Origin of the sequence: Pseudovibrio sp. FO-BEG1 (genome assembly GCF_000236645.1) — a bacterium.
In the GTDB taxonomy this organism is placed as follows: domain Bacteria; phylum Pseudomonadota; class Alphaproteobacteria; order Rhizobiales; family Stappiaceae; genus Pseudovibrio.
Map to the genome: position 1 here is coordinate 1 of NC_016642.1, position 24,250 is coordinate 24,250.

General features: G+C 52.2%; 23 protein-coding genes. 6 read left to right on the forward strand and 17 right to left on the reverse strand.

The window, feature by feature from the left end:
* Positions 1-329: 329 nt before the first annotated feature.
* Positions 330-2,288, forward strand: a complete 1,959-nt coding sequence (locus PSE_RS00005; protein WP_041767725.1) for a M23 family metallopeptidase — start codon at positions 330-332, stop codon at positions 2,286-2,288.
* On the opposite strand, the gene PSE_RS00010 is transcribed toward PSE_RS00005, so the two are convergent.
* The 3 genes from PSE_RS00010 to clpB form a co-directional block, all read right to left on the reverse strand.
* On the reverse strand, positions 2,285-2,854 hold the full coding sequence (locus PSE_RS00010; RefSeq protein WP_014282988.1) for a hypothetical protein: 570 nt from the start codon (positions 2,852-2,854) through the stop codon (positions 2,285-2,287). The two genes, PSE_RS00005 and PSE_RS00010, sit on opposite strands and share 4 nt — an antisense overlap.
* Positions 2,855-2,887: 33 nt before the next feature.
* On the reverse strand, positions 2,888-3,496 hold the full coding sequence (locus PSE_RS00015) for a DUF998 domain-containing protein (RefSeq protein ID WP_014282989.1): 609 nt from the start codon (positions 3,494-3,496) through the stop codon (positions 2,888-2,890).
* A 148-nt stretch (positions 3,497-3,644) separates the two neighbouring features.
* A complete protein-coding gene (clpB, locus tag PSE_RS00020) occupies positions 3,645-6,224 on the reverse strand; it encodes an ATP-dependent chaperone ClpB (protein WP_014282990.1) in 2,580 nt (859 codons plus the stop codon).
* Between the two features lie 207 nt (positions 6,225-6,431).
* Here clpB and PSE_RS00025 point away from each other — a divergent pair, with 207 nt between their 5' ends.
* Positions 6,432-7,202, forward strand: a complete 771-nt coding sequence (locus tag PSE_RS00025; RefSeq protein ID WP_014282991.1) for an MOSC domain-containing protein — start codon at positions 6,432-6,434, stop codon at positions 7,200-7,202.
* A 106-nt stretch (positions 7,203-7,308) separates the two neighbouring features.
* Here PSE_RS00025 and PSE_RS00030 read toward each other — a convergent pair whose 3' ends face one another.
* The 5 genes from PSE_RS00030 to PSE_RS00050 form a co-directional block, all read right to left on the reverse strand.
* Complete coding sequence (locus PSE_RS00030; protein WP_208998047.1) at positions 7,309-8,034, reverse strand: DUF4167 domain-containing protein; 726 nt, start codon at positions 8,032-8,034, stop codon at positions 7,309-7,311.
* Positions 8,035-8,443: 409 nt separating this feature from the next.
* The gene (gene prmC / locus PSE_RS00035) at positions 8,444-9,328 is read right to left on the reverse strand and encodes a peptide chain release factor N(5)-glutamine methyltransferase (protein ID WP_014282993.1); all 885 of its coding nucleotides are present in this window, start codon (positions 9,326-9,328) and stop codon (positions 8,444-8,446) included.
* Positions 9,328-10,401 carry a peptide chain release factor 1 gene (prfA, locus tag PSE_RS00040; RefSeq protein ID WP_008550572.1) on the reverse strand — a complete coding sequence of 358 codons (1,074 nt, stop codon included), beginning with the start codon at positions 10,399-10,401 and terminating at the stop codon, positions 9,328-9,330. Before prfA ends, prmC begins: the two co-directional genes overlap by 1 nt.
* A gap of 84 nt (positions 10,402-10,485) precedes the next feature.
* Entirely contained in the window at positions 10,486-12,750 is a 2,265-nt protein-coding gene (ptsP, locus tag PSE_RS00045; protein WP_014282994.1) for a phosphoenolpyruvate--protein phosphotransferase, read from the reverse strand.
* A 97-nt stretch (positions 12,751-12,847) separates the two neighbouring features.
* Positions 12,848-14,098, reverse strand: coding sequence for an aspartate kinase (locus tag PSE_RS00050; RefSeq protein WP_008550391.1), 1,251 nt, complete (start codon positions 14,096-14,098; stop codon positions 12,848-12,850).
* Between the two features lie 156 nt (positions 14,099-14,254).
* Between PSE_RS00050 and ubiG the strand changes: the two genes are divergently transcribed.
* The 3 genes from ubiG to PSE_RS00065 all read left to right on the forward strand — a co-directional run bounded on the left by ubiG (position 14,255) and on the right by PSE_RS00065 (position 16,561).
* A complete protein-coding gene (gene ubiG, locus PSE_RS00055) occupies positions 14,255-15,031 on the forward strand; it encodes a bifunctional 2-polyprenyl-6-hydroxyphenol methylase/3-demethylubiquinol 3-O-methyltransferase UbiG (protein WP_014282996.1) in 777 nt (258 codons plus the stop codon).
* A 32-nt stretch (positions 15,032-15,063) separates the two neighbouring features.
* Positions 15,064-15,771 carry an alpha/beta fold hydrolase gene (locus tag PSE_RS00060; RefSeq protein WP_148266056.1) on the forward strand — a complete coding sequence of 236 codons (708 nt, stop codon included), beginning with the start codon at positions 15,064-15,066 and terminating at the stop codon, positions 15,769-15,771.
* Between the two features lie 220 nt (positions 15,772-15,991).
* The gene (locus PSE_RS00065) at positions 15,992-16,561 is read left to right on the forward strand and encodes a phasin family protein (protein ID WP_014282998.1); all 570 of its coding nucleotides are present in this window, start codon (positions 15,992-15,994) and stop codon (positions 16,559-16,561) included.
* 71 nt (positions 16,562-16,632) lie between these two features.
* On the opposite strand, the gene PSE_RS00070 is transcribed toward PSE_RS00065, so the two are convergent.
* The 4 genes from PSE_RS00070 to PSE_RS00085 form a co-directional block, all read right to left on the reverse strand.
* Positions 16,633-17,202: a DUF1178 family protein gene (locus PSE_RS00070; protein ID WP_014282999.1), complete on the reverse strand. Its 570-nt coding sequence runs from the start codon at positions 17,200-17,202 to the stop codon at positions 16,633-16,635.
* Complete coding sequence (locus PSE_RS00075) at positions 17,199-18,053, reverse strand: carbon-nitrogen hydrolase family protein (protein ID WP_014283000.1); 855 nt, start codon at positions 18,051-18,053, stop codon at positions 17,199-17,201. The genes PSE_RS00070 and PSE_RS00075 overlap by 4 nt, the downstream gene beginning before the upstream one ends.
* Before the next feature lie 48 nt (positions 18,054-18,101).
* A complete protein-coding gene (grxC, locus tag PSE_RS00080; protein ID WP_008550285.1) occupies positions 18,102-18,365 on the reverse strand; it encodes a glutaredoxin 3 in 264 nt (87 codons plus the stop codon).
* Positions 18,366-18,519: 154 nt separating this feature from the next.
* Positions 18,520-19,365, reverse strand: a complete 846-nt coding sequence (locus tag PSE_RS00085) for a ComF family protein (RefSeq protein WP_014283002.1) — start codon at positions 19,363-19,365, stop codon at positions 18,520-18,522.
* A gap of 126 nt (positions 19,366-19,491) precedes the next feature.
* On the opposite strand from PSE_RS00085, the gene PSE_RS00090 reads away from it, so the two are divergent.
* The gene (locus tag PSE_RS00090; protein ID WP_014283003.1) at positions 19,492-20,376 is read left to right on the forward strand and encodes a methyltransferase domain-containing protein; all 885 of its coding nucleotides are present in this window, start codon (positions 19,492-19,494) and stop codon (positions 20,374-20,376) included.
* 1 nt (position 20,377) lies between these two features.
* Here the strand turns inward: PSE_RS00090 and PSE_RS00095 are convergent, their stop codons facing one another.
* From PSE_RS00095 to PSE_RS00115, 5 genes are all read right to left on the reverse strand, one after another.
* Positions 20,378-20,593: a Flp family type IVb pilin gene (locus PSE_RS00095; protein WP_041767730.1), complete on the reverse strand. Its 216-nt coding sequence runs from the start codon at positions 20,591-20,593 to the stop codon at positions 20,378-20,380.
* A 29-nt stretch (positions 20,594-20,622) separates the two neighbouring features.
* A complete protein-coding gene (gene mutT, locus PSE_RS00100; protein WP_014283005.1) occupies positions 20,623-21,027 on the reverse strand; it encodes an 8-oxo-dGTP diphosphatase MutT in 405 nt (134 codons plus the stop codon).
* An 84-nt stretch (positions 21,028-21,111) separates the two neighbouring features.
* Positions 21,112-21,933 (reverse strand): GNAT family N-acetyltransferase, encoded by an 822-nt coding sequence (locus PSE_RS00105; RefSeq protein WP_014283006.1) that lies wholly within the window; start codon positions 21,931-21,933, stop codon positions 21,112-21,114.
* The gene (argJ, locus tag PSE_RS00110; RefSeq protein ID WP_041767731.1) at positions 21,914-23,146 is read right to left on the reverse strand and encodes a bifunctional glutamate N-acetyltransferase/amino-acid acetyltransferase ArgJ; all 1,233 of its coding nucleotides are present in this window, start codon (positions 23,144-23,146) and stop codon (positions 21,914-21,916) included. The genes PSE_RS00105 and argJ overlap by 20 nt, the downstream gene beginning before the upstream one ends.
* A 127-nt stretch (positions 23,147-23,273) precedes the next feature.
* The gene (locus PSE_RS00115; protein ID WP_014283008.1) at positions 23,274-24,143 is read right to left on the reverse strand and encodes a peptidylprolyl isomerase; all 870 of its coding nucleotides are present in this window, start codon (positions 24,141-24,143) and stop codon (positions 23,274-23,276) included.
* Between the last annotated feature and the right edge of the window lie 107 nt (positions 24,144-24,250).

Below are 24,250 nucleotides of genomic sequence, written 5' to 3' on the forward strand. Positions count from 1 at the left end.
GAAGCGGGTTATAGGCATATGAGCTGGTGCTGTCAACGAGGCTGAAGACAAAACTTCAAAATTTTCACAGGACTGGGGAAACTTTTTCAATAATCGCAAGTCCTGTATTTATATGGTGCGTAAAATCGCATTTTGAACGGCAAAATCATTATTTTCTCGCCAATTCGATTTTTTCTATAATTTTTCAGAGTATCAGCGACAAAATCCAGCCGTATTTTTCTTTCATCAGTTGTTCCCGTCTTCAGCATTGTCTATCAATCGTAACTATGTGATGCGGACATCTGCTGCAGATGGCCTCTCTGCCGATTTGGGGAAAGATAAGTAGCTCGATGAATTCTGGTAGGTTCCATACTAATGGAAGGCCTTCCGTCAATCTTGGCAATGAACCAGCCTTGATGGTGGATAGCCTTGCAAGTTCGTCTGACCAGCCTGCGCGCCTGAACGGTCGCTGGTTGATTGGAACGATCCTCACCGGCATGACATCTATGGTGTTAATGGGCGGCGCTCTGATGGCGGCTCTTGATGGCCAGTATACTTATAAGACAGCCAAAGCCCCCGCCAGCAATGCGGCAGACCTGACACCACAGCGTAATACCAGCGGAAAAGGCGACCGCCTGACCTCCGCAACCGACGGTTTCTCCAATCGCCAGATTATTGAAGTGAACACCGTGACCCGCAGCGAAGGCCGCGATCATGTGAAAGCCAAGCCGTATGCGCTCGTCAGCGCAAGCCTGGAGAGCTTCAAGAAACAGGAAACCGCCGCAGACATTCCGCCATTTGACCCGATCACTATGTATCAGGGCGAACAGGTGGCGCCGCTGCAGGTTGCCAGTGACGCGATCTATGGTGCGGACATTGAAGGCGAGGTCTCTATCTCCCAGCGCGACTTCCCTCTGGAAGCCATGAGCATGGTCGCTCTTCCAGATCATAAGGAAGAGGCTGTTCAGCAACAGGTCAAAAAAGCAGCGATGTTCATGCTGGATAACTCCACGGACATTGCGGCTATCCCGAGCGTGGAAGACATCAACGCCGGCTTTGCCCCTCTTTCAGAACAGTCATTTGAAAACATCGAAGTTCGTATTACCGAAGAAAACGTCTCCTTCCAGCCGAAATCCCGCAAAACCACTCAGGCCAATCAGATCGAAGAACGCATTGTTCCGATCCTGACCCAGACTGACTTTATTGACATTCTGCTGGATGGCGAAGCCTCCGAGACTGAAGCGGAAGGCTACATCAAGGCGTTTACAGATAACTTCGGCATCGACACCATTAAAGCCGGCCAGATTTTCCGCCTCTCTCTGAACACTGATCAGATCGAAGAGGACGATGGCATTCTCGTGCGCGTCAGCATCTATGAAGACCAGCGCCACGTCGGCACCATCGCACGAAACGATGAAGGCGAGTTTGTTGTTGCACCAGAGCCAACCACGCAGATGGCAGCAGATGCATTTAACTCGCAGCAGCAGAACTCAGTTGGCCCACGCGCCACTTATTATGACTCGATCTACCAGACCGGCCTTGATAACGAAGTTCCATCCTCTCTTATTAAAGAGCTGATCCGCATCTATTCTTATAGTGTGGACTTCAATGCCTCTGTGAAAAGCGGCGACGAGATGAGCGTCTTCTATGGTCTGGATGCAGACCAGACCACTGGCGCTTCAGAGATTCTCTATACCTCTATCACCGTGAATGGCCGCAGCCACCGTTTCTACCGCTTCCGTACACCGGATGATGGTGTTGTCGATTACTACGACGAGAACGGTCAAAGCGCGAAGCAGTTCCTGCTCCGCAAGCCAATTGCAGCTGGCCGCTTTACATCTGGCTTCGGTATGCGTCGTCACCCGGTTCTGAAAACCCGCCGTCTCCATACTGGAACGGACTGGGCAGCTCCACGCGGCACCGCAATCTTTGCAGCAGGCGATGGTGTTATTCAGAAAGCCGCATGGTCTGGCGGATACGGCAAACGCGTGGAGATCAAACACGCCAACGGTTACGTCACCACCTATAACCACATGACCCGCTTTGCCACTGGCATTCAAAAAGGCCAGCGCATCAGACAGGGTACGGTTATCGGTTACGTCGGCACCACCGGCCTCTCCACCGGCAACCACCTCCACTATGAGGTGAAGGTGAATGGCCGCTTTGTGAACTCACTGAAGATTAAGGTGCCACAGGGCCGTGTTCTCGAAGCGCAAGTGCTTGAAAACTTCAAGCGCGAACGGGACCGCATCAACGCTCTGATGGAAACTGGCCGTCCAAGCCAACGCGTTGCTTCACTGCGAAACTAGGTTTTGCAGTGAGCCACCTGCTCTAGGATCAACACCACCACATCAGCTGGCTGCTTATCAGAGATGTCGAGCGTCAGCTCATTCTCATGATTGGGTTTGAGCACGGTGGAGTTCCGCACCGCGTTCCGTGACCGTTCCGGATCCATGCTTTTCAAGCGCAGAGCCCGCTCCGGAGAAACCACGCGTTTGGCAATCTCATCTTCATTACAAAGCAGTCTGACCGGCAAAAACCGGGCCTTTCTCCGCTGAGCTGTTTCCCGAATGGCCTCATAAATCTGCCGATCACTGGCATCATCCTCAAAACCCTCATGCGTAAAGATGTAACTTGCATGAGGAGCACCAAGCGTGGCCACCGTCTCCAGCACAGCTTCTCGCACTTTATCGATCTGCCTCCAAACACCTTCCGGGTAAGGTGTCAGCCGATCATGGTCGAGCAATCCAAAAATCGGATTGTTGATCCATTGATTGTCGACGACTTTGGCACTCGTGGCCTCAGCCAGTGCCCGGGCAATTGTTAGCTTTCCGGTTCCGGCAAAGCCAACCAGATAAATAAGTACATTTTCCAAATTCAAATCCTCAGGCTCAAAAGCACAAACACATCAGCGAGAGGCTAAAACACTCCCAACCTTCTGACGCTTCTGCAGCAAAATCAAAACAAACCAAAGATAAGCACCGGTCTCCAAAACCCTTTGCAGCAGACCGCTCAAAGCAGTTTCCAGCATCAGGCTCAGGAACAATGCGAATAAAACCAATCCTGGAACAAACCAGTAAGACCGCCCTTCTTGTGCGCGGGCAAGCAAACAGAGCCCGACAACAGCACAAAAATAAGCAAATAGGCCAGCAGCGGAATGGATCAGCTGGCTTTGGCTCTGGTCAGCCATCCTGCATTCAAAATCACAGGGAAAGAACGCGGCAAGTCCAATGAAAAGCGGATAGCCTGCGAAAACCACCAGAGCGACACGTTCTGCCCTGCTCCGCATCAGATCACTAAAGCAGATGATGAAGCTCGGCAGCAGCAGAAGCTCAACCGCCAGGAAGCCCCAGAAGTTGACGGTTGGTCCGTGCGGAGCTCCCGTTGCACCAAGAACACTCATGAAATGAGAAATATGGCTGTACCCCGGATAGAACTGGGCGCCAATCGCCACCGTAGTCACGAGCCAGAGATAGCTCATCGCCACAAATAAGAGTGCAATATCAGCTTTTCTCATACCCGCCGCCCGCAAGTTGCCCGTCCTCATCCAGCAGAACTAAACACTAAAAACAGATATTCGAAAAGGTACGGATGTCATCCGCCAAGGTAGATAGCAAAAAGGGCCGGAAAATCCGGCCCTTGTCTTCAACTCACAGAAAGGCTCATCAAGCCCTGTCGAACACCAGTCGATCAGACCCGTTAGAGACTTTGATCGTCTGCCCGTCAGAAATGGAACCAGCCAACAGCATTTCTGCCAGTGGATCCTGTACCTGCTTCTGGATAACGCGTTTGAGCGGACGAGCACCATAAGTTGGGTCATAGCCCTTCTCGGCAAGCCAGCCCATTGCACCATCATCCAGATCCAGAACCATCTTCCGGTCATCCAACAGCTTTTGCAGACGCTTCAGCTGAATTTCGACAATCTTGGACATCTGAGTACGCTGCAAGCGGTGGAACAGGATGATTTCATCCAGACGGTTCAGGAACTCAGGACGGAAATGCGCTTTCACAGCATCCATCACCGGACCGCGAACAGCCTCAGCATCTTCACCCTCGCCCTGAGCTGCGAGGAACTCAGCACCAAGGTTGGAAGTCATGATGATCAGCGTATTGCGAAAGTCCACGGTACGGCCCTGCCCGTCTGTCAAACGGCCATCATCCAGTACCTGAAGCAGAACATTGAACACATCACCATGTGCTTTTTCAACTTCATCAAACAGCACGACCTGATATGGCCGGCGGCGAACCGCTTCTGTCAGTACACCACCTTCTTCATAGCCAACATAGCCTGGAGGTGCACCAATCAGACGCGCAACGCTGTGCTTTTCCATGAACTCGGACATGTCCACGCGCACCATTGCCGTCTCATCATCGAACAGATAGCTCGCAAGTGCCTTGGTCAGCTCGGTTTTACCAACACCGGTTGGGCCGAGGAACATGAACGAACCAATGGGTCTGTTTGGATCCTGCAAACCAGCACGGGACCGGCGGACAGCAGTGGAAACCGCATGAACAGCTTCCTGCTGGCCAACAACACGCTTGGCAAGTTCGTCTTCCATACGAAGCAGCTTTTCACGCTCACCTTCCAGCATCTTGTCGATCGGAATGCCGGTCCAGCGAGAAACAACCTGCGCAATGCTCTCACTACTGACGGTTTCGTTGAGCATGGTGTTGTCAACGTCCTCAGCAGTCTGAGCGTTCGCCAGTTTCTTCTCCAGATCAGGAATAACGCCGTAACTCAGCTCCCCTGCACGAGCCAGATTGCCAACACGTTGGGCCTGCTCCAGTTCAGTGCGGGCTTCATCCAACTGCTCTTTGATCTTCTGCTCACCGCTCAGCTTGTCTTTTTCAGCTTGCCAGCGCTGTGTCAGGGCATTGGATTCCTCTTCCAGATCAACCAGCTCTTTTTCAAGACGCTGCAATCGATCCTTCGTGGCTTCATCATCCTCTTTTTTCAGCGCTTCCCGCTCAATCTTCAGCTGAATAATCCGGCGGTCCAGCTCATCCAGCTCTTCCGGCTTGGAATCCACCTGCATGCGCAAGCGGCTGGCGGCCTCATCAACAAGGTCGATGGCCTTATCCGGCAAGAAGCGGTCTGTGATGTAGCGGTTCGACAGCGTTGCTGCGGAAACAATCGCACTATCGGAGATGCGCACACCATGGTGAAGCTCATACTTCTCCTTGATACCGCGCAGAATGGAGATGGTGTCTTCAACCGTTGGCTCACTCACAAACACAGGCTGGAAACGACGGGCCAGCGCCGCGTCTTTCTCAACGTGCTTGCGGTATTCATCCAACGTGGTCGCACCAACGCAGTGCAACTCACCGCGAGCCAGCGCAGGCTTGAGCAGGTTGGATGCGTCCATCGCTCCATCTGTTTTACCAGCGCCAACAAGCGTATGCATTTCGTCGATGAACAGGATGATCCCGCCATCAGCGGCCTGCACTTCATTCAAAACACCCTTCAGGCGCTCTTCAAACTCACCACGATATTTCGCGCCAGCAATCAGCGCACCCATATCAAGCGCAAGTAGCTGCTTGTCTTTCAGGCTTTCCGGCACATCGCCATTGACGATACGCAGTGCCAAGCCTTCCGCAATAGCGGTTTTACCAACACCCGGCTCACCAATCAGAACCGGATTGTTCTTGGTACGACGGGAAAGAACCTGAATGGCGCGGCGAATTTCTTCATCTCGACCAATCACCGGGTCGAGTTTGCCTTCGCGCGCGGCTTCCGTCAGATCCTGAGCGAACTTCTTCAGCGCATCAAACTGATTTTCAGCAGAAGCCGAGTCAGCTGTGCGGCCTTTACGAAGCTCGTTGATCACTTCATTCAGCGCATTTGGCGTAACACCAGCCTGCGACAGTGCTTTACCTGCCTTGCTGTCCTTATCCATGGCCAGCGCCAGAAGCAGCCGTTCCACGGTGACAAAGCTGTCGCCCGCTTTCTCCGCAATCTTCTGCGCTTGTTCAAAAAGACGAGCCGTTTCAGGCGCCAGATACAGCTGTCCGTTGCCACCACTTACTTTAGGAAGTGCGGCAAGGTCGGTCTCAATCTGTAGACGGACATCCTGCACACGTCCTCCGGCCCGTTCAATGAGACCAGCAGACATGCCCTCGCTGTCATCCAGCAAGACCTTCAAAATATGTGCGGGAGTAAACTGTTGATGCCCTTGTCCCAGAGCGTATGTTTGCGCAGACTGAATGAACCCACGCGCACGGTCGGTGTATTTTTCAAAGTCCATATATAACTCCTATGTGCCGTGTCACCCGAAGCATGACGAAGCATTTTGGGAGGATCCGAGCCTCATAAAGAGCACCCGAAGCAGGAGACTTCCTCCTGCACTCTTCATATAGTGGTTCAAACTGCCGACAAAAGAGGGCGCTCGCAAGATCTTGCCACAATCCTTTGTTTCTCATAGTTTCCACCAGCTTAAACAACGGAATTTAATATGACTTTTTCGCCTGCGCATATCACCACACTCGCAACACATCCTGTTAAAGGCCTCACGGCACACCCACTTCAGACCGCAACTGTAGAAGCTGGAGCTGTCTTCCCGCTGGATCGTGCCTACGCTATTGAAAACGGCCCATGCGGTTTTGATCCTGCAGCGCCAAAACACATTTCCAAAAGCAAATTCCTCGTGCTGGTTCGCTACGAAGACGTAGCCCAGGTCAAATGCACCTATGATCTGGAAAACAAAAGCATCACCCTGTCCAAGCCGGGTGAGGATGACGTCACCCTCTCGCTGGAATCCTCCGAAGGACAGGAAGCCCTCGCCGCTTACTTCACCGCGCACATGGGTGACAAAGCAGCCGGCCCACTGAAAGTCCGCCACGCAAACGACCACGCCTTTACCGACACTGCCGAAAACTTCGTGCATGTTGTGAACCTGGCCAGCGTCAAAGCTCTTTCCGAGACAATGGGCGTCGAGATCGACCCAAAACGCTTCCGCGCGAACATCTATGTGGAAGGCCTGCCAGCCTACGAAGAGTTCAACTGGGCCGATAAAAAGATCCGCTCCACCTCTGGCGTTGAGTTCAAGTTCGCCAAACGCACCCGCCGCTGCGCAGCTGTTGACGTAAACCCAACCACCGCAGAGCGCGACACTAACATCAACAAGACCCTCTACGACACTTTGGGCCACATGGACGTTGGCATCTATCTGGAAGTGCTCAACAACGGCACCCTCTCGGTCGGTGATACGCTGATCGTGGAATAAGACCACACAAGCTGGCCATATAGCAAAAAGAAAACCCCGCCTTGTGAGCGGGGTTTTTCGTAAATATCCGAAACCGGTAAAGGGACTAAAGCATCCTCCCAGATGCTTAGCTTTCACCGTCTCCGGTTGTTTCCAATGCCGCTGGAGCTGGTGCATCCTCTGCAGGAACACGAGCTGCGCGGGTGCGCTGCGTGCGAGCTGCGCGTGGAGTACGTGCACGAGGTGTACGGCGTGGCTTAGGAGCTGCCGTTTCATCCTCACCACCTTCAGTCGCTTCAGCAGGAGCTGCTGCATTTGCAGAAGAAGGCGTACGACGAACACCGCGACCACGAGTGCCACGAACGCGGCGACGTGGTTTGTCGTCTTCTTCATCACCTGCAGCAGGTGCCTCAGCAGCTTCAGCATTCTCTTCAGCCACTGGGGAAGCTTCGATAAACGGCTGAGGCGTATCAAGGCCAATCACAGGCTGAGTGCTTGCAACAGCAACATCCTGCTCTTCGCTTGCCGCCGCACCGTTTGGCGCTTCAACAACAGCTGGTGCAGCTTCTTCTTCTGCGCGAGCAGAAGGAGCAGCACTCTGAGAGTTCTGGGGTTGAGCAGCAGCGACGATACGCTGGTAATGCTCAGCATGCTGATAGTAGTTTTCGGAGGTTACACGGTCTCCGGAGGCCTGAGCATCACGCGCAAGTTGCTGGTACTTTTCAGCAATATGCAATGCGGTACCTCGGATTTTAACATCCGGTCCATTTGACTCATAAGTACGTGTCAATGGATTTGGAGCCTTACGCCCCCGCCCACGCATGCGCTTGTTATTCTGATTTCCTGGTCTCATTCTGCCGTTAACTTTCCGGAATAGCAATCGAACCTACAGCGAGGTTCATGGGAGTAAGTTCTCCCGGATTCCAAATGCCGTTAATAAGCCTGCATGTTGATTAAGCCAAAGGCCACCAACATCGAAATGCAATCGCATTCGATCATATAACTGCTTCAATGCGATATCCGACATCCGATAGCAGCAATACAAATGCATTGCTCTCTCAGTTCTACGATACGAGGGGTCGCTCAACTATCTGCTTTGAAACTATCAACCGACGTCTCTGCCAGGCTCGTCTCACTGTCAGTGAGTGCCCATCCCCATCGTTTTCAGCTGTTAGCTGGTATCGCTTGTCGGCGAGATGAAACTATCTCGTTCCGACGTATTTTCCAAGGGCTTTTTTCCAGATTATTGAATTCTTCGCCAATCATGGAAAAACTACAACAATGACCCTCGGTTGACCGGCCAGATCATGCTCACAACGAACCTCCAGCCCCACAAGTTCCCTTGCAAGAGTTGAAAGCTCCTCCGCTTGATCAAACCCGATCTCCATTAGGAGTCCACTATTTCTCTTAAGAACTCGTTTAGCGTTACCTATCAATTCTTTATAGGCAGTAAGTCCATCGTCTCCACCATCCAGTGCCAGCATCGGATCATGCTGTTTCACTTCATGGCTCAGCCCTTCAATCACAGCGCTGCGAATGTACGGCGGGTTACTCACAACAAAATCAAAAGTCCCGTTCAACGCATCCAGATAAGAACCCCGAACAGGGATAAAACGGCTTTCAAATCCGTTATTTGCTGCGTTTTGTCGCGCAGTCTTCAATGCCTCTTCGCTGATATCAACAGCAACACAAATGGCATTGGGCAACTCACTCAGTAGAGCAATCGCGATGGCACCGGTTCCAGTTCCGATATCCGCAAACACCCATGACCTATCAAAACCACCATTGGCCTGACAAAATGCCAATGTCGCCTCAACCAGCGTCTCTGTATCAGGACGCGGCTCCAGTGTTGCCTGTGAGAGAGAAAACTCAAGGCCCCAGAATTCACGCTTACCCAGAATGCGTCCAACCGGTTTTCCTGCCAGTCGCTCTTCTGCATATCGTGTCATAACCGCAAGCACTTCCGGCGAGGTCTCACGATCATATTCCAGAACCAGATTACGCGGCTCAATGCCAAGCACGTCAGCAGTCAGCACCCGCGCATCCAGATCAGCTTCCGCCAGATCTGCATCACGAAACAGGCTTCGCACCGCTAGGTACAAAGCCTGCACATTTTTGATTTCGAAGTTTTCGAAGAGCGCGGACATTAAAGTCCTTCTGCAGCGAGCAGGTTCGCCTGATGATCCATGGTCAGAGCATCAATAACTTCACCAGTCGCCTCGCCTGTCATCATCTGATCAAGCTTGTACAAGGTCAAACCAATACGGTGATCTGTCACGCGGCCCTGAGGGAAGTTATAGGTACGAATACGCTCGGAGCGATCACCGGAACCAACCTGAACACGGCGGGCTTCAGTTCGCTCGTTCGCAGCGCGCTCGCGCTCAACATCATAAATCTTTGCACGCAGCAACTTCATCGCGCGGTCTTTGTTCTTATGCTGAGAACGTTCATCCTGCACGGCTACCACGATACCAGTCGGGTTGTGGGTAATGCGAACAGCAGAGTCAGTGGTGTTCACGTGCTGACCACCCGCCCCAGATGCACGATAAGTATCAATGCGAAGATCTGCCGGATTAATGTCAACGTCCACTTCTTCAGCCTGCGGAAGAACAGCAACCGTCGCAGCAGAGGTGTGAATACGCCCGCCAGATTCAGTCTCAGGCACACGCTGCACGCGGTGAACGCCGGACTCAAACTTCAGCTTACCAAAGACTTCCTGACCAGTAACCGCAGCAACAATTTCCTTAAAGCCACCCATATCCCCTTCTGAAGAGGACATGACTTCAACTTTCCAACCGTTGTTGTCAGCAAAGCGCTGATACATGCGGAACAGGTCACCAGCAAAAAGCGCGGCTTCATCACCACCAGTACCGGCACGAACTTCAAGAATAACGTCGTGAGAGTCGGCTTTGTCTTTTGGCAAAAGCCCAATGCGCACTTTCTGGGTCAGTTCTTCAACAACACCAGTCAGCTCATCACGCTCAAGCTGTGCAAGCTCTTTCATCTCCGCATCACTGTCCGGATCAGAAAGCAAAGCTTCTGCGCCTTCCAGGTCACCTTCTGCTTTGCGCAGTTCCCGGATGGACATCACAATTGGTTCGAGTTCTGCGTAATCTCGCGAAAGCTTGATGTAAACATCCGGCGCAGGACCAGAGGCCATTTCAGCCTCAATGCCTTCAAAGCGTGCTAGCAGTGTATCTAGTTTTTCTGGTGCCAGCATTTCGCGGCAACTCCTCAAGCGTTAGACAGCTGGTACAAAAGCGCGACAGCCTCTCGGGTCTGCGGCAATCGTAACCTAAGCTGCTTATACCGGAATATTGTTTTCGGATGCAAAGTTCGAAAGGAACTCGCGAATATCTTCCGACCCTTTACCCGCTTCCAGCTGTTTCAGCAACTCTTCTGAAAGTGCTGATAGATCCAAAGAGCGTAACATCGCCTTAACAGGACCAATGGAAGCCGGAGACATGGAAAGGTTTCTATAGCCGATCGCCAACAGAGCCATCGCAGCAAGCGGCTGACCACCAAGTTCACCACACAGGGTCACTGGTGTATCCATCTTGTCGCCAACAACAACAATCTTGCGCAAGGCCCGCAGGAAGCTTGGAGACAGCGCTTCAAAACGCTCCGCCACCAGCGTGTTTCCGCGATCAACCGCATAGAAGAACTGGAACAGGTCGTTCGAACCAACGGAGACGAAGTCCACTTCCTTATAGATCTCTTCAAGCTGGTAAAGCAGTGCCGGAACTTCCAGCATCACACCAAGCTTCAGCTCTTTTGGCGTGTCGTGTCCATGCTGGCGAAGGTGCTTGAGCTCACGCTCAACATAATCCCGCGCCTGCTGGAACTCAGCAACATCCGCCACCATTGGGAACATAATGCGCAAGGAGCGCCCTGCCCCTGCATGCAGCATAGCTCTGATCTGGGTGCGCAGCAGGCCCGGACGATCCAGTCCGAAACGAATTGCGCGCCAACCCATGGCCGGGTTCTCTTCCTGCGCCAAACGCAGGTAAGGCAGAACCTTGTCACCACCAATATCCAGAGAACGGAATGTCACCGGCTTGTCACCAGCCGCATCCAGAACCTTGGAGTACAGTGAGTGCTGCTCCTGCATTCTTGGGAAGGCTGAAGCAACCATGAACTGAAGTTCGGTACGGAACAGGCCAACGCCATCAGCACCTGCATCTTCCATGCTTGGCAAATCAACAAGCAGACCAGCATTCAGCTGAAGCTTAACTTCTGTCCCGTCTTTCGTGATAGTCGGCTCTTCACGCAGCTGACGATAGATTTCCTGACGCTTGGAGCGCAGGCGAACCTTGTCTGCAAATGCCTGTTCAACATCGTTTGCCGGACGCAGGAAGATCTGACCGATCTCACCATCCACGATGATGGCATCACTTGCTTCCACCAGCGAAACAATGTCTTCCACCTGGCCAACAGTTGGAATGCCAAGAGCGCGGGCAACAATAGTCACGTGACTGGTCGGACCGCTCTCTTCCAGAACCAAACCACGAATGCGGTCGCGATCATAATCCAGCAGCTCAGCAGCGCCCATATTGCGGGCAATGATGATCGCGTCTTTTGGCAGATCGTCTTCGCCGCTGTGGTTCTTGCCCATCAGCTCGCGAATGAGGCGGTGCGCCAGATCATCCAGATCATGCAGGCGCTCACGCAAATAAGGGTCAGTCTGCCGGAGCATCTGAGCGCGTGTATCGCTCTGAACTTTCTCAACAGCAGCTTCCGCCGTCAAACCATTGCGGATCGCTTCATCAATCTTCCGGATCCAGCCACGGTCATAGGCAAACATCCGGTAAGCTTCCAGAACCTCGCGGTGTTCACCGTGCTGGGAAAACTCACCACTGGCCAACATGTGGTCCAGAGACTGACGCAGACGCGTGACGGATTCTTCAAGACGCTTCTTTTCAGTGTCCGCATCCTCAGCAATCAGATTGGTGATGACAACGCGTGGCTCATGCAGAACAACATGGCCAAGGCCAATACCATCAGCAAGGGCAACGCCCTTCAGATGCATCGGACGGATCACATCAATTGTTGTGCCTTGCTGCGCAATTGCTTCAAGCTCACCAGCCGCGACCATCTCAGCGATAACCATCGCAGTGGTCTGCAGAGCTTCCACTTCATCTTCGAAGTAGGTCCGGTGGTCTTTGTTCTGAACAACAAGCACGCCGAGCGTGCGTCCTGCACGCAGGATCGGCACACCAAGGAAGGAGTTGTAATTCTCTTCGCCCGTTTCAGGACGATAAGCAAACGCTGGGTGCGCCTGCGCATTTGGTAGGTTCAGCGGCCTGGCATCAGAGGAAATCAAACCAACAAGACCCTCACCGACCTTCAGAGAAGTCTGGTGAACCGCGTCCTTATTCAGGCCCTCTGTCGCATACAGCTCAAGAACCCCATCCGCGCGCAAGATGTACACGGAACACACTTCCGCAACCACATTTGCCGCGATCAGACGTACAATCTTGTCGAGCCGTTCCTGCGCATTAATCGGCTCCGCCATAACTTCACGAAGCTTACGGAGGAGTACGCGCGGTCCGGCCAAGCTGCTGCGCATGCTCCGCCCTACCTATAATTCTGCTGGCCTTTTTAATAGGCCACGTTGTGCCTTGGAAGTTGTCCAAGACACAACAATATTCTCGACAGTAGGAAACCTAGCCGTCAAGTCCGTATAGCGAATGGAGAGTACGAACCGCAAGTTCCGTATACGCGGAATCGATCAGAACAGAGATTTTAATCTCAGATGTCGTAATCGCGCGGATGTTAATCCCCTTCTCAGCCAAGCCTTCAAAACACTGGGCTGCAACACCGGCATGCGAACGCATACCCATGCCGATTACGGAAACTTTTACAACATCAGTAGCGCCTTCGATATTCTCGAAGCCAATTTCCTCGACGTTCTCCTCAATTACCTTGCGCGCACGCTCGTAATCGCTCTCTGGAACGGTAAAGGTGATATCGGTCGTCTTCCCATCTGGAGAGATGTTCTGAACGATCATGTCTACGTTGATGTTGCCTTCGGCCAACGGGCCAAACACTCTGGACGCGATGCCAGGTTTGTCAGCAACGTTGCGGATAGAAATCTGTGCTTCGTCTTTTGAGTAAGCGATGCCAGTGACGACTTGTTGTTCCAAAATCTCGTCCTCGTCGCAAATAAGTGTACCTACAGGTGTTCCGTCAGCGCTAATCTGCGGGGCATCCGGATCATCAAAGCTGGAACGTACAAACGTACGAACGCCGTGAACCATCGCCATCTCAACAGAACGGACCTGCAAAACCTTTGCACCAAGAGAAGCCATTTCCAGCATCTCTTCAAATGCAACACGTTCCAGACGCGTCGCCTTGGCCACCACACGCGGGTCAGTGGTATAAACACCGTCCACATCCGTATAGATGTCACAGCGATCTGCCTGAATAGCAGCAGCAATCGCCACCGCACTGGTGTCAGAGCCACCACGTCCAAGCGTCGCCAGCCTGTTGTCAGGCGCTACACCCTGGAAACCAGCGCAAACTGCAACCTGTCCACGCTCAAGGCGTTCAATGAGAGTTTGACCTTCAATACTCTCAATGCGCGCTGCGCCGTGGGCTTCATTCGTGCGGATAGGAATCTGCCATCCCTGCCAGGAACGTGCATCCACGCCCATATCTTGCAGCACAATCGCCAACAAGCCGGAAGTCACCTGCTCACCTGAGGCAACAACCGCATCATATTCACGCGCATCATGCAGCGCTGCGGCTTCTTTCGTGTAGCCAACCAGCGTGTTCGTCACACCAGCCATCGCGGATACAACAACGGCAACCTGGTTGCCTGCTTCCACTTCACGCTTCACGTGCCGCGCAACATTTCTGATACGCTCTAGGTCGGCAACGGAGGTGCCGCCAAACTTCATAACCAAACGGGCCATCGCTTCCCAAATTCCTCCGAGGGCCTTTGTGATGAACCGATCATCACTACAAACGGCGCTAATCCATACAACTAGCGCCCTTCTATCGCAACCAGCGGCTTGACAAAAACCGCGATTAGACCCACCAGTACCGGGATGAAAGTGGAGAGTTGAGCTATGAGCACCGCGCAAAAACCAAGCAACGCCGCCAAAAACCCGGCACAAACCACAATCGACCCGGCGGAAGTTGCGCATTTCTCATCAATTGCATCGGAATGGTGGGACCCTACTGGAAAATTCCGTCCTCTTCACAAATTCAGCCCAGTCCGCATCTCCTATATTAAAGAGTATGCCTGTGACCACTTTGGTCGGGACGAAACATCTCCTAAAGCCTTAGAAGGCCTACGTATTTTGGACATCGGCTGCGGCGGTGGCCTCCTCTCTGAACCGATGGCTCGCATGGGTGCAACTGTGGTCGGAGCAGACGCTTCCGAGACCAACATTAAAGTAGCCACACTTCATGCACAGCAGTCCGGCCTCGATATCGACTATCGCGCGCAAACAGCTGAATCTCTCGTAGAGGCAGGTGAGCAGTTCGACATCGTACTCAACATGGAAGTGGTAGAACATGTCGCAGACGTTCCACTGTTCATGAAGTCCTGTGCAGATCTTGTGCGTCCCGGTGGAATGATGTTCGTTGCAACTATCAACAGAACTCTGAAAGCCTACGCCCTCGCAATTGTCGCAGCAGAACGCGTTCTCCGCTGGCTGCCAAAAGGCACACACCAGTACGAAAAGCTGGTTCGCCCAGAAGAGCTGGAAGCACCACTCAATGAATCCGGCATGAGCATCTATGAGCGCTGCGGCGTCAGCTTCAATCCGCTGACCGACAGCTGGTCCAGAACGACCGATCTGGATGTAAACTACATGGTAATAGCTCGGAAGCCAGAGTAGCAGCTGGCATCCAATCAAAAAGGAGAATGAAAATGCCAGACACAGCAACAGCAGAAACTGTCGTTTTCATTCCCGGCCTGACCAGCACTGGCGCTTTGTTCGGACCTCAGATCAACTCTCTGAAAGAGCGCCCGATCATCATCGCCGAAACCTGCGGCATGGATTCCATTGAAGCCATGGCAAAAAGACTGCTGGACCACACACCTGAAAAGTTCGCTCTCCTCGGTATGTCCATGGGTGGTTACGTTGCCCTGGAGGTGATTCGACAGGCACCTGAACGTGTCAGCCGCCTTGCGCTGGTCAACACAAACGCCAGAGACGACACTGCGGCCCAGACGCAGCTTCGCCATACACAAATGGAAATTGCAAAGAAGGGAGGCTTTCACAAGATCGCCTCCATGCAATACCCGCAGCTCGTCCACCCTGCCCGCCATGACGATACCGCTCTCAGACAAGTGGTCTTCGATATGGCTGCCGAGATCGGTCCTGAGGATTTCCTGAAGCAGCAAACCGCCATCATCAATCGCCGCGATCAAAGGCCAAACCTCCCGGCAATCCAGTGCCCGACCATGATCATCGCTGGCGAAGAGGACAGCCTGCTCCCGCTCGACAGGTGCCGCGAAATGCATGATGCAATCGCAAACAGCAAACTGCACATCATCCCGGATTGCGGCCACATGTCGACGCTGGAACACCCAATTCATACAAGCGAACTCGTACAGGACTGGTTAGCTGCGTAGCAGAGCCGCAAGGTTAACGAGTCCTTCAGAAAAAAGCCGCTGAAATCCCTTAGAATCCAGAATATCCTTTTGCCAATATTAGCGCCTATAAACAGGAGGGTGTACGCGGCGTAAGTTACCGGCAAACGAGCTTCTTCCAAAATCCCTGATCGCTCGAAATTTATTGTCTCAAAACCTAAATCGCCGCCCGAGAACTTGATCGGAGTCCGGAGGAGACACGATGCTGAACATGGACAAAGAGATGAAGGAAGCAATGGACCGCTGGACTGTTGCTACAGATGGAATGCCTTGGCAAGGCTGGTTCTGGGCGCAGGGTGGAGATCAACTATCCAATACGGCTTTGGAGCATGCAATCTCCAACAACAAGGCCATGCTTGAAAGCTATCAGGCAATCATGGCTGCCAACATCGCTTTCTTCAACAAGCGTATGAAAGCCAACACCGATTACATTCAGGAGATCTGGGACTGCCCAACAGGCATTGAGCTTTCAAAACTCACCAGCGACTTCATGCAGCAAGCTTTCGAAGATTGCCGCCAGGAAGGCGCTCGCCAGATGAACCAGATGTCCTCAACAATGAAGGGCACAGTCTCCAAAACTCAAAAGGCAACTTCAGAAGCGCTCACCAGTATTGATGACCTCAAAGCTATGGCTCAGGCTGCGCCAACAAAGGTACCTGCCAAACCACGTCGCCGAGTGCCTCGTAAATCCACCAGCACCCGGACACGTGCAAAGAATGCGGACAAACCTTCCGCATCCCGAGCCCCGGGCAAAAAAGGCGTTTCAGCCTGATTGACCGAAAAATGAAAAAGGCGCCCTAAACGAGGCGCCTTTCGTTTGTCTGCTATTCAGTCTGCAGCAAATCAGTTGCGATCTTCCGGCAAAACAGGAAGTGGCATCAACTCAATACCCTCTTCCAAAAGCTCTTTTGCGTCGTCCGGTGTCGTTTCACCGTAAATCCCGCGCTTTTCGCTCTCGCCATAGTGGATCTTGCGCGCCTCTTCAGCAAACTTGTCGCCAACATATTCAGAGTTAGAAACGACCTGCTTGCGGAACTCCCGCAGAGCTTCCACCAACTCCTTCGCTTTTTCAGGAACTTTCTGCAGATCAACATTGGATGCTGACGTCGCTACAGCTTGTTCTGAACTCGCAGGAACGGCAGCAGCCGGCTGCTGTTCTTTCACAACCGCAGCTTCCGATGCTTTCGCCTGTGCAGCAGCAACAGCTTTCGCAGCCTGATGTTCAACCTGCGCCTTCTTCTGACTACGCGAGGTCGACACATTTGGCGCCATTAAGCGTTTATGGACTTCTGAACTGTCGCAGAACGGGCAGGTTACCAGCCCCATTTCTTTCTGCTTGTCGTAGTCGCCAGAATTCCGAAACCATCCATCAAACTCATGCCCATTGTCACAGGCGAGAGAGTAATTAATCACCTGACCATCTCCCCACTCAGGGAAACCGTGGCCACGGAAAAATCTCGTGCATTCTCAATTGCCGGAATACGGCGACGGGCTTCATCAACCTTTGCCATATCAAGCTCACCAAGCAATACACCCGGTTCATCATGATCCAACTCTGCAATCACACGGCCCCACGGATCCACCATCAGGCTGTGCCCGTAAGTTTGGCGATCATCTTCATACGTACCACCTTGTGCAGCGGTCACAACAAAAGCACCGTTTTCAATAGCACGCGATCTTTGCAGCACATGCCAATGCGCCTCACCTGTTTGCTTGGTAAAGGCAGCAGGTCCAGTCAACACTTGAGCTCCGGCTTTGGATTGCTCACGGAACAGGGCTGGCTGGCGAATATCATAGCAGATCGCCATACCAACTTTGGCAACACCAAGATCAACTACTGGAGACACATTGCCAGCACTATAGCTTTCAGATTCACGCCAGCTTTCACCATTCGGCAAGTCCACATCAAACATATGGATCTTGTCATAACGCGCTACGACCTCACCTCGCGGGGAAATCATAAAACCACGGTTGGCCAGCTTGTCATCTTCAAGTCGAATAGCCAGAGACCCGATATGAATCCAGATATTCAACTCATTCGCCAAAGTGCCCAGACGTTTCAGGAAGGGATCAGCCCCTTCAAAACTGGAGGCAGCGAGTTGTGCTTTGCGGCTACGTTCCAACACATTGGTCATCTCAGGCGTTTGCACATAAACCGCGCCTTCAGCAGCAGCTTCTCTAACCAACGCCTCACAGACATCAAGATTTTCGAGCGGGTTTCGTCCCGTTCTCATCTGGATACATGCAGCCACAAAACTTGTCATCAAATCTCACTTTCAAAGCGCAGTGTGTAATACGCTTCCTAAGCTTCTTTAAATATCAGCACTCAGCAGGCCATCCAAGTGGCCACGACGCTCCAGCGCAAACAGGTCATCACAACCACCAATATGCTCGGATCCAATGAAGATCTGCGGGAAGGTGTTCGCACCGTTCGCCTTGGAAATCATTTCCTTACGGATTGTAGGATCTTCGCTGTAGTTGAACTCTTTATAGTCAACACCCTTCTCATCAAGAAGTCTTTTTGCACGAGCACAGTAACCGCACATGTCACGGGTGTAGATAGTAACTTGAGCCATATTTTTGTCCTTTGGATACACAGCGAAGGCCAATAAAATTCAGCCATCAAAACTGAAGTCTATATGGCTCACAGCCAAATAAACCGCAAGTCCACCTCAACTCAAGTTGATCACTTGGTTATATCAAGCATACAAAACGCCGTTTCAACAGCAGCTAAGCATTATAGTCAGACAGTTTTTCAGGATCTACCAGCGCAAAAACCAGTACATCAACTTGCTTTGCACCCGCTGCTTTCAAAACACGCGTGCACTCTTCAACAGTTGCACCGGTTGTCAGCACATCATCAACCAACACCACATGCGCACCGGAAACCTTCGCAAGAAAATGCTCTGAAACTTCAAAGGCTCCTTTCACATTCGCTGTCCGTGCTCCCCGCTTAAGCCCCACCTGCTGATTGGTCTTGCGTGTGCGAACCAACCCATCCAGCAAACTCTGCCCACCAAGATGCTTCTGTATCTCGCGAGTAAGCAATGCAGACTGGTTATAAGTCCGCTCTCGTAATCGTGAGCTGTGTAATGGAACAGGGACTAGAAAACTCTCAGCTGAGACCAGTTCTGCCCCCGGGTTCAGCATGCAGCCCGCAAGAAACTTGGATAATCGGATCTCGCCATAGAACTTGAAGCGCTTCACCAGCTCTTGTGCCGGCCCATTATACAAAGCCGCAGCCCGCGCCCGCTCATAATCAGGTGGGTTCACAAGCGCAGCGGCACTCCAGGCATTCGGGCCAAGTTCATAATGTAAAGGCACCCCGAGCCGCTCGCAATATGGCGCCGAAATCAAATCAAGCTTCTGCCAACACGACAGGCACAAGCCTCCATCACCCTGCACCAGCTCGCTACAAACCGGGCAGCAGTGAGGAAACAACGCATCCAAAACGAAACTGAGGCTACGCTTCAAATAAGGAAGCAGCTTGAGATCTTTCAATCGGTGCTTGTCAGGCAGCTCTGCTCTTTCCACTGCATCAGGCAACCATTCCAGAGAAGAAAACTTGTCGCCCATCTATGCTCACCGTATATATCTGCAGATGAATTAGGCTAACAAAGCCTTCCATGGACATCACCCCATGTTCAATGGGGATATAACTTCCAATAGTGCGCACAGCACATTCTGGCCAAAGGCGCCCTCATGAGCGAACACACTCTCTTTGATCGTAACCTCATCGCAAAACGGCGCATGACTGCGTTAAAGAGAGCGCAAGACGGCGCAGACTTTCTAATGAAAGCAGCTGCTACAGATCTTCAGGACCGCCTGGACTTCATCAGCAGAGAGTTTGAAACCGGTATTGATCTAGGTGGACATACCGGACATGTGTTTGAGGTCTTGAAGAATTCTGGAAAGGTAAAACACCTTCTCCGCGCAGATCTCTTCGCCGCTGACCCGAACCTTTCAGAGCCAGACATGATCGTGGATGACGCAGTTCTGCCATTCGCACCAGAAAGCGTGGACCTGATTGTCTCCACTTTGAACCTACAGATGCTCGACGATCTGCCAGGCACACTCATTCAGATTAAACGAGCCTTGAAGCCTGACGGTCTTTTCCTCGGTCTTCTGTTGGGAACAGATACTCTGGCTGAGCTCCGGGACTGTCTCATGCGTGCTGAAATGGAAGTAAGCGAAGGTGTCTCCCCACGGGTGATCCCATTTGCAGATACCAGAGATCTGGGCGGTCTCCTCCAACGCGCAGGCTTCGCCCTTCCTGTGAGCGATGTTGACCGCCTCACTGTCAGATATGACACCATGTTCGATCTGATCAGAGATCTGCGCGCAATGGGTGCAACAAACCCTCTCAAAGAACGTCTGAAGACCCTAACAAGCAAGAAGGTGTTTATGAGAGCTGCGGAGATCTACGCTCAGGATTACTCAGACGCTGACGGCCGCATCCGCGCCACCTTCACCTTCGCATCCCTCTCCGGCTGGGCTCCACACGAATCCCAACAAAAACCATTAAAGCCAGGCTCTGCAAAACACAGCCTGGCCGAAGCATTGGGAACGAAAGAGATCAAATCCTGATTTAGCCGGATACAGCAGACAGCAGAGTGTCAGAAATGAACTGAAAGTTGTCGGAGATCGTGCTGCTGATTGCAGTCAGGCTTGCAACAATGGCAAGAACAATCAAACCGGCGAGAATGGCGTATTCAACAGCTGCGGCACCGCGCTCGTCTTCCGTCATATGAGCAATCGTAAAACCACTTTTTTGATTGTGATACGCTTTCTCATTTAACGCCATTACTGCCTCTTGTTCTCCGTGATCTCCCGCTAATAAGACACAAGGTCGATTAGATGCGGGATCAGCGGCTCATCTGCTGGTGGCATGTCATAATCACGTAAACGAACTGCCCGTACCCATTTCAGGTTTTGCCCCTCTGCCCCATGAGGTGTGCCCGACCATCGCCTACAAACGTAAAGTGGCATCAGCAGATGAAAATCTTCGTAAGTGTGGCTAGCGAAACTGAGGGGAGCAAGGCACTCTTTTTTAACCGTAATTCCGAGCTCCTCGGATAATTCACGGATCAGACAATCCTCTGGCGTTTCATTGCTTTCAATCTTACCGCCCGGAAACTCCCAGAATCCTGCCATTGACTTTCCCTCGGGACGCTGAGCAAGCAGAATGCGGTTGTCTTCATCAATGAGGGCACATGCCGCGACCATCACAATTTTCATTTATTTTCCCGTTTCACAAAGGACCACCCTGAAAACCTTTTGGAAACCATACCAAAGATCCCGAGTGAAATTTTACTGATTTTCTTAAGGCTGGACGTCTCTGCAGTAGTGATAGGCGTAGGCTTCCCGGTAGCCAAGGGAATCGTAGAGTTCTACTGCGGGCGTATTCTCAGTAACCACTTGCAGCCAAGCTGTCTCAGCCCCGCGTTCCGCCCCAAGACGTTGCACTTCACACATCAATGCATAAGCCAACCCCTGCCGACGAAACGCCTCAGCCGTGGCAACGCTGAAGATGCCAAGCATATCACCGTCGACAACACCAAGAAGAACTGCAGCGGGAATGCCATCATCGGTTTCCACGATCAGCGCTACCAGCTCAACAGCAACTCTTGAAAGCACATCATGGAGCGCTTGTACCGTAGCATCGAGTGGTGCGTCCGGCTGCGCGCCACCAACCAGCGCGTACTTCCTGATCCATTCATCAAGAGTGACTTGGCTGAGCTTGTAGCCCTTGGGCACATCAGTATCGCCCAGAACCCAGATGGATCGAGACAGCACAAGCGTTTCATCAAGCCGCGTGTAGTTTTGCTCAGTCAGAACCTGATCCACATCCGCTGGAACCAGCGGCGTCCAACGTACATGAAAAGCCACATCACGCTTTTTAAAGCGTTGACGGGCTGCAATAAGCCGCTCATCAGCATTATCGCCATCATTAACGTCATAAAAGTTCAGCGAGTTATTACGGCGAGCGCTTCCACCTGGTGAGAGCCGGGAAATCCAGCTCCCATCATGATGCGTCATTAGGCTTGGAAAGCAGTTCAGGTTCGCCTGCTCCAGCTTCAAAACTGTCTCAAGATCGCAGTTTGGTTGGCGAGGTTGAACCCGCTTAGCTTCTGTAGTCGCCATTGATTGCCACATACTCCTTGGTGAGATCGCATGTCCACACAGTCGCGCAGCCATTTCCAATGCCAAGATCAACCTTCAGGACGATCTCATCTTCTTTCATGACTGCGGAAGCTTCATCTTCGCTGTAGTCTGGATCTCGCTCACCATCAACTGCTACGCGGATGTCACCAAACCAGATCGCCAATCGATCACGATCTGCAGGCTCACCAGCTTTACCAACAGCCATAACGACGCGGCCCCAGTTCGCATCCTCACCGGCAAAAGCAGTCTTCATCAGTGGAGAGTTTGCAATCGCCATCGCAATCCGCTTGGCAGAGACATCGCTCTCAGCACCTTCCACCTTCACTTCAACAAACTTGGTTGCCCCTTCCCCATCACGCACGATCATCTGTGCCAGCTCAAGCATCATGCTGGAGAGAGCTTCGCGGAACTCAGTGAGACGTGGATCCGCAGCATCTTCAATCCATTCATCACTTGCAGAACCAGTAGCAGCAAGCAGCACGGTGTCCGAGGTGGATGTATCACTATCAACGGTGATGGAGTTAAAGGAGCCGCCTACACACTCAGAAAGCAAGCTCTGCAAGGCAGGTGCTTTGATTGGAGCGTCAGTGAACAGGAAGCCAAGCATGGTCGCCATGTCAGGTGCGATCATACCCGCGCCTTTCGCGATACCGTTCAAGGTCACTGTCGCCTCACCCAGCTTCACACTCCGGGCGCTCAGCTTTGGATAGGTGTCTGTGGTCATGATCGCTTTAGCAGCATCCATCCACTTGTCAGCAATAGCATCAGCCACAAGGCTATCTGCAACATCTGCAAACTTCTCAGCCGGAAGAGGCTCACCAATCACACCAGTAGAGGCAAGGTACAACTCATCAGCAGCAAAGCCCGTCGCCTTAGACAGGATATCTGCAGACAGCAGAACAGAGGCCAGCCCTTTCTTCCCAGTAAACGCATTCGCATTACCGGAGTTGACCATAATCGCACGAGCAACACCCTTGGAAAGGTTCTGCTTACACCAGTCCACCGGTGCACTGGTACACTTGGACTTTGTAAACACACCAGCAATCTGAGCAGGTTCATCAAACACTGCGAGAAGAACATCAGTACGTCCTTCGTACTTCAACCCAGCTGCAGCCGTCGCCATTCGAACGCCCTTAACTTCTGGAAGCTCAGGATAAGACTTGGGTGCGAGTGGAGAAATAGTCGCGGACATGAAAACCTCCCGAAGATAACAATGCCAATGCATCAAAAAAGTAGCCCCGGAAGGCCTAAGCCATCCGGGGCTACAAAAACAAGATGTTTTATTTCAATAATCAGCAGAGCTAATAAGCAGATGCCTATTACTTGCTTTCTTCAGCCTTCGCTTCATCAGCATCTGCGCCAATGATTTCCACAGTGTTCTTGGCTTTCAGTTCTTCAAGCACTTCACGGAATTTCGCGAGAACCAGCTCCTGACGGATCTGACCTTCAGCAGCTTCCAGAGTTGGCGCTGGCTGAGTGCGGGCTTCCTTGTTCAAAATGACGTGGTAACCGAACTGTGTTTGCACAGGCTCTTTTGTGAACTCACCCGGTTTCAGAGCAAAAGCAGCGGTTTCAAACTCAGGAACCATCTGGCCTTTACCGAAGAAACCAAGGTCACCACCATTAGGACCGGAAGGGCCGGTAGACTTTTCTTTTGCAAGCTCAGCAAAGTCCGCACCACCTTCAAGCTGCTTGATGATGTCCTTTGCTTCGTCTTCCTTTTCTACAAGGATATGAGCTGCATTGATCTCAGGCGCGCCCTGGTAGTTGGCATACTCAGCATCGTAAGCGGCCTTGACTTCGTCTTCAGTAACCGCGCTCTGAATGTACTTCTGGAAGTATGCATTACGCAGCGCACGAGTACGTTCAAATGCCATCAAGCGTTTAAAGTCGTCAGTTTCTGCGAGTTTTTCTTCCTCACCAGCCTCAGCCAGCAGTTTCATCTCCACCAGCACGTCGGTCAAAACCTTGCGCCATTCGGTTGGAGGAACACGCTGCAGCTGCTGCGCATAGTCCTGCGCGGCATAAGCAAGATCTGCTTCGGTAATAACGCTGTTTCCGACCTTGGCAACTGGCTTGTCCAGATCAGGTGCAGTGTCTGCATCCTGAGCCTGAGCAACATTCAGGCTAATGGCCAGTGCAGCAACTGCAACTGAGCTGCCGAGGATCCCTGTAAATTTACGAAGCATAAGATCTCTTTCTTTCCTGTTTATGGAGAGTTTAAAAAGAGTTGCAAAACAACAAAGCTTTATGTTGCGACGGCAACTGCCGTTGACAACCCTTGAGCCCACTCTTA

Bases quoted from the DNA above. Each gene is read 5' to 3' on its own strand.
- PSE_RS00005 (WP_041767725.1), top strand. From the start codon at position 330: ATGAATTCTGGTAGGTTCCATACTAATGGAAGGCCTTCCGTCAATCTT.
- PSE_RS00015 (WP_014282989.1), bottom strand. From the start codon at position 3,496: ATGAGAAAAGCTGATATTGCACTCTTATTTGTGGCGATGAGCTATCTC.
- clpB (WP_014282990.1), bottom strand. From the start codon at position 6,224: ATGGACTTTGAAAAATACACCGACCGTGCGCGTGGGTTCATTCAGTCT.
- PSE_RS00025 (WP_014282991.1), top strand. From the start codon at position 6,432: ATGACTTTTTCGCCTGCGCATATCACCACACTCGCAACACATCCTGTT.
- PSE_RS00030 (WP_208998047.1), bottom strand. From the start codon at position 8,034: ATGAGACCAGGAAATCAGAATAACAAGCGCATGCGTGGGCGGGGGCGT.
- prmC (WP_014282993.1), bottom strand. From the start codon at position 9,328: ATGTCCGCGCTCTTCGAAAACTTCGAAATCAAAAATGTGCAGGCTTTG.
- prfA (WP_008550572.1), bottom strand. From the start codon at position 10,401: ATGCTGGCACCAGAAAAACTAGATACACTGCTAGCACGCTTTGAAGGC.
- ptsP (WP_014282994.1), bottom strand. From the start codon at position 12,750: ATGCGCAGCAGCTTGGCCGGACCGCGCGTACTCCTCCGTAAGCTTCGT.
- PSE_RS00050 (WP_008550391.1), bottom strand. From the start codon at position 14,098: ATGGCCCGTTTGGTTATGAAGTTTGGCGGCACCTCCGTTGCCGACCTA.
- ubiG (WP_014282996.1), top strand. From the start codon at position 14,255: ATGAGCACCGCGCAAAAACCAAGCAACGCCGCCAAAAACCCGGCACAA.
- PSE_RS00060 (WP_148266056.1), top strand. From the start codon at position 15,064: ATGCCAGACACAGCAACAGCAGAAACTGTCGTTTTCATTCCCGGCCTG.
- PSE_RS00065 (WP_014282998.1), top strand. From the start codon at position 15,992: ATGCTGAACATGGACAAAGAGATGAAGGAAGCAATGGACCGCTGGACT.
- PSE_RS00075 (WP_014283000.1), bottom strand. From the start codon at position 18,053: ATGACAAGTTTTGTGGCTGCATGTATCCAGATGAGAACGGGACGAAAC.
- grxC (WP_008550285.1), bottom strand. From the start codon at position 18,365: ATGGCTCAAGTTACTATCTACACCCGTGACATGTGCGGTTACTGTGCT.
- PSE_RS00085 (WP_014283002.1), bottom strand. From the start codon at position 19,365: ATGGGCGACAAGTTTTCTTCTCTGGAATGGTTGCCTGATGCAGTGGAA.
- PSE_RS00090 (WP_014283003.1), top strand. From the start codon at position 19,492: ATGAGCGAACACACTCTCTTTGATCGTAACCTCATCGCAAAACGGCGC.
- PSE_RS00095 (WP_041767730.1), bottom strand. From the start codon at position 20,593: ATGGCGTTAAATGAGAAAGCGTATCACAATCAAAAAAGTGGTTTTACG.
- mutT (WP_014283005.1), bottom strand. From the start codon at position 21,027: ATGAAAATTGTGATGGTCGCGGCATGTGCCCTCATTGATGAAGACAAC.
- PSE_RS00105 (WP_014283006.1), bottom strand. From the start codon at position 21,933: ATGGCGACTACAGAAGCTAAGCGGGTTCAACCTCGCCAACCAAACTGC.
- argJ (WP_041767731.1), bottom strand. From the start codon at position 23,146: ATGTCCGCGACTATTTCTCCACTCGCACCCAAGTCTTATCCTGAGCTT.
- PSE_RS00115 (WP_014283008.1), bottom strand. From the start codon at position 24,143: ATGCTTCGTAAATTTACAGGGATCCTCGGCAGCTCAGTTGCAGTTGCT.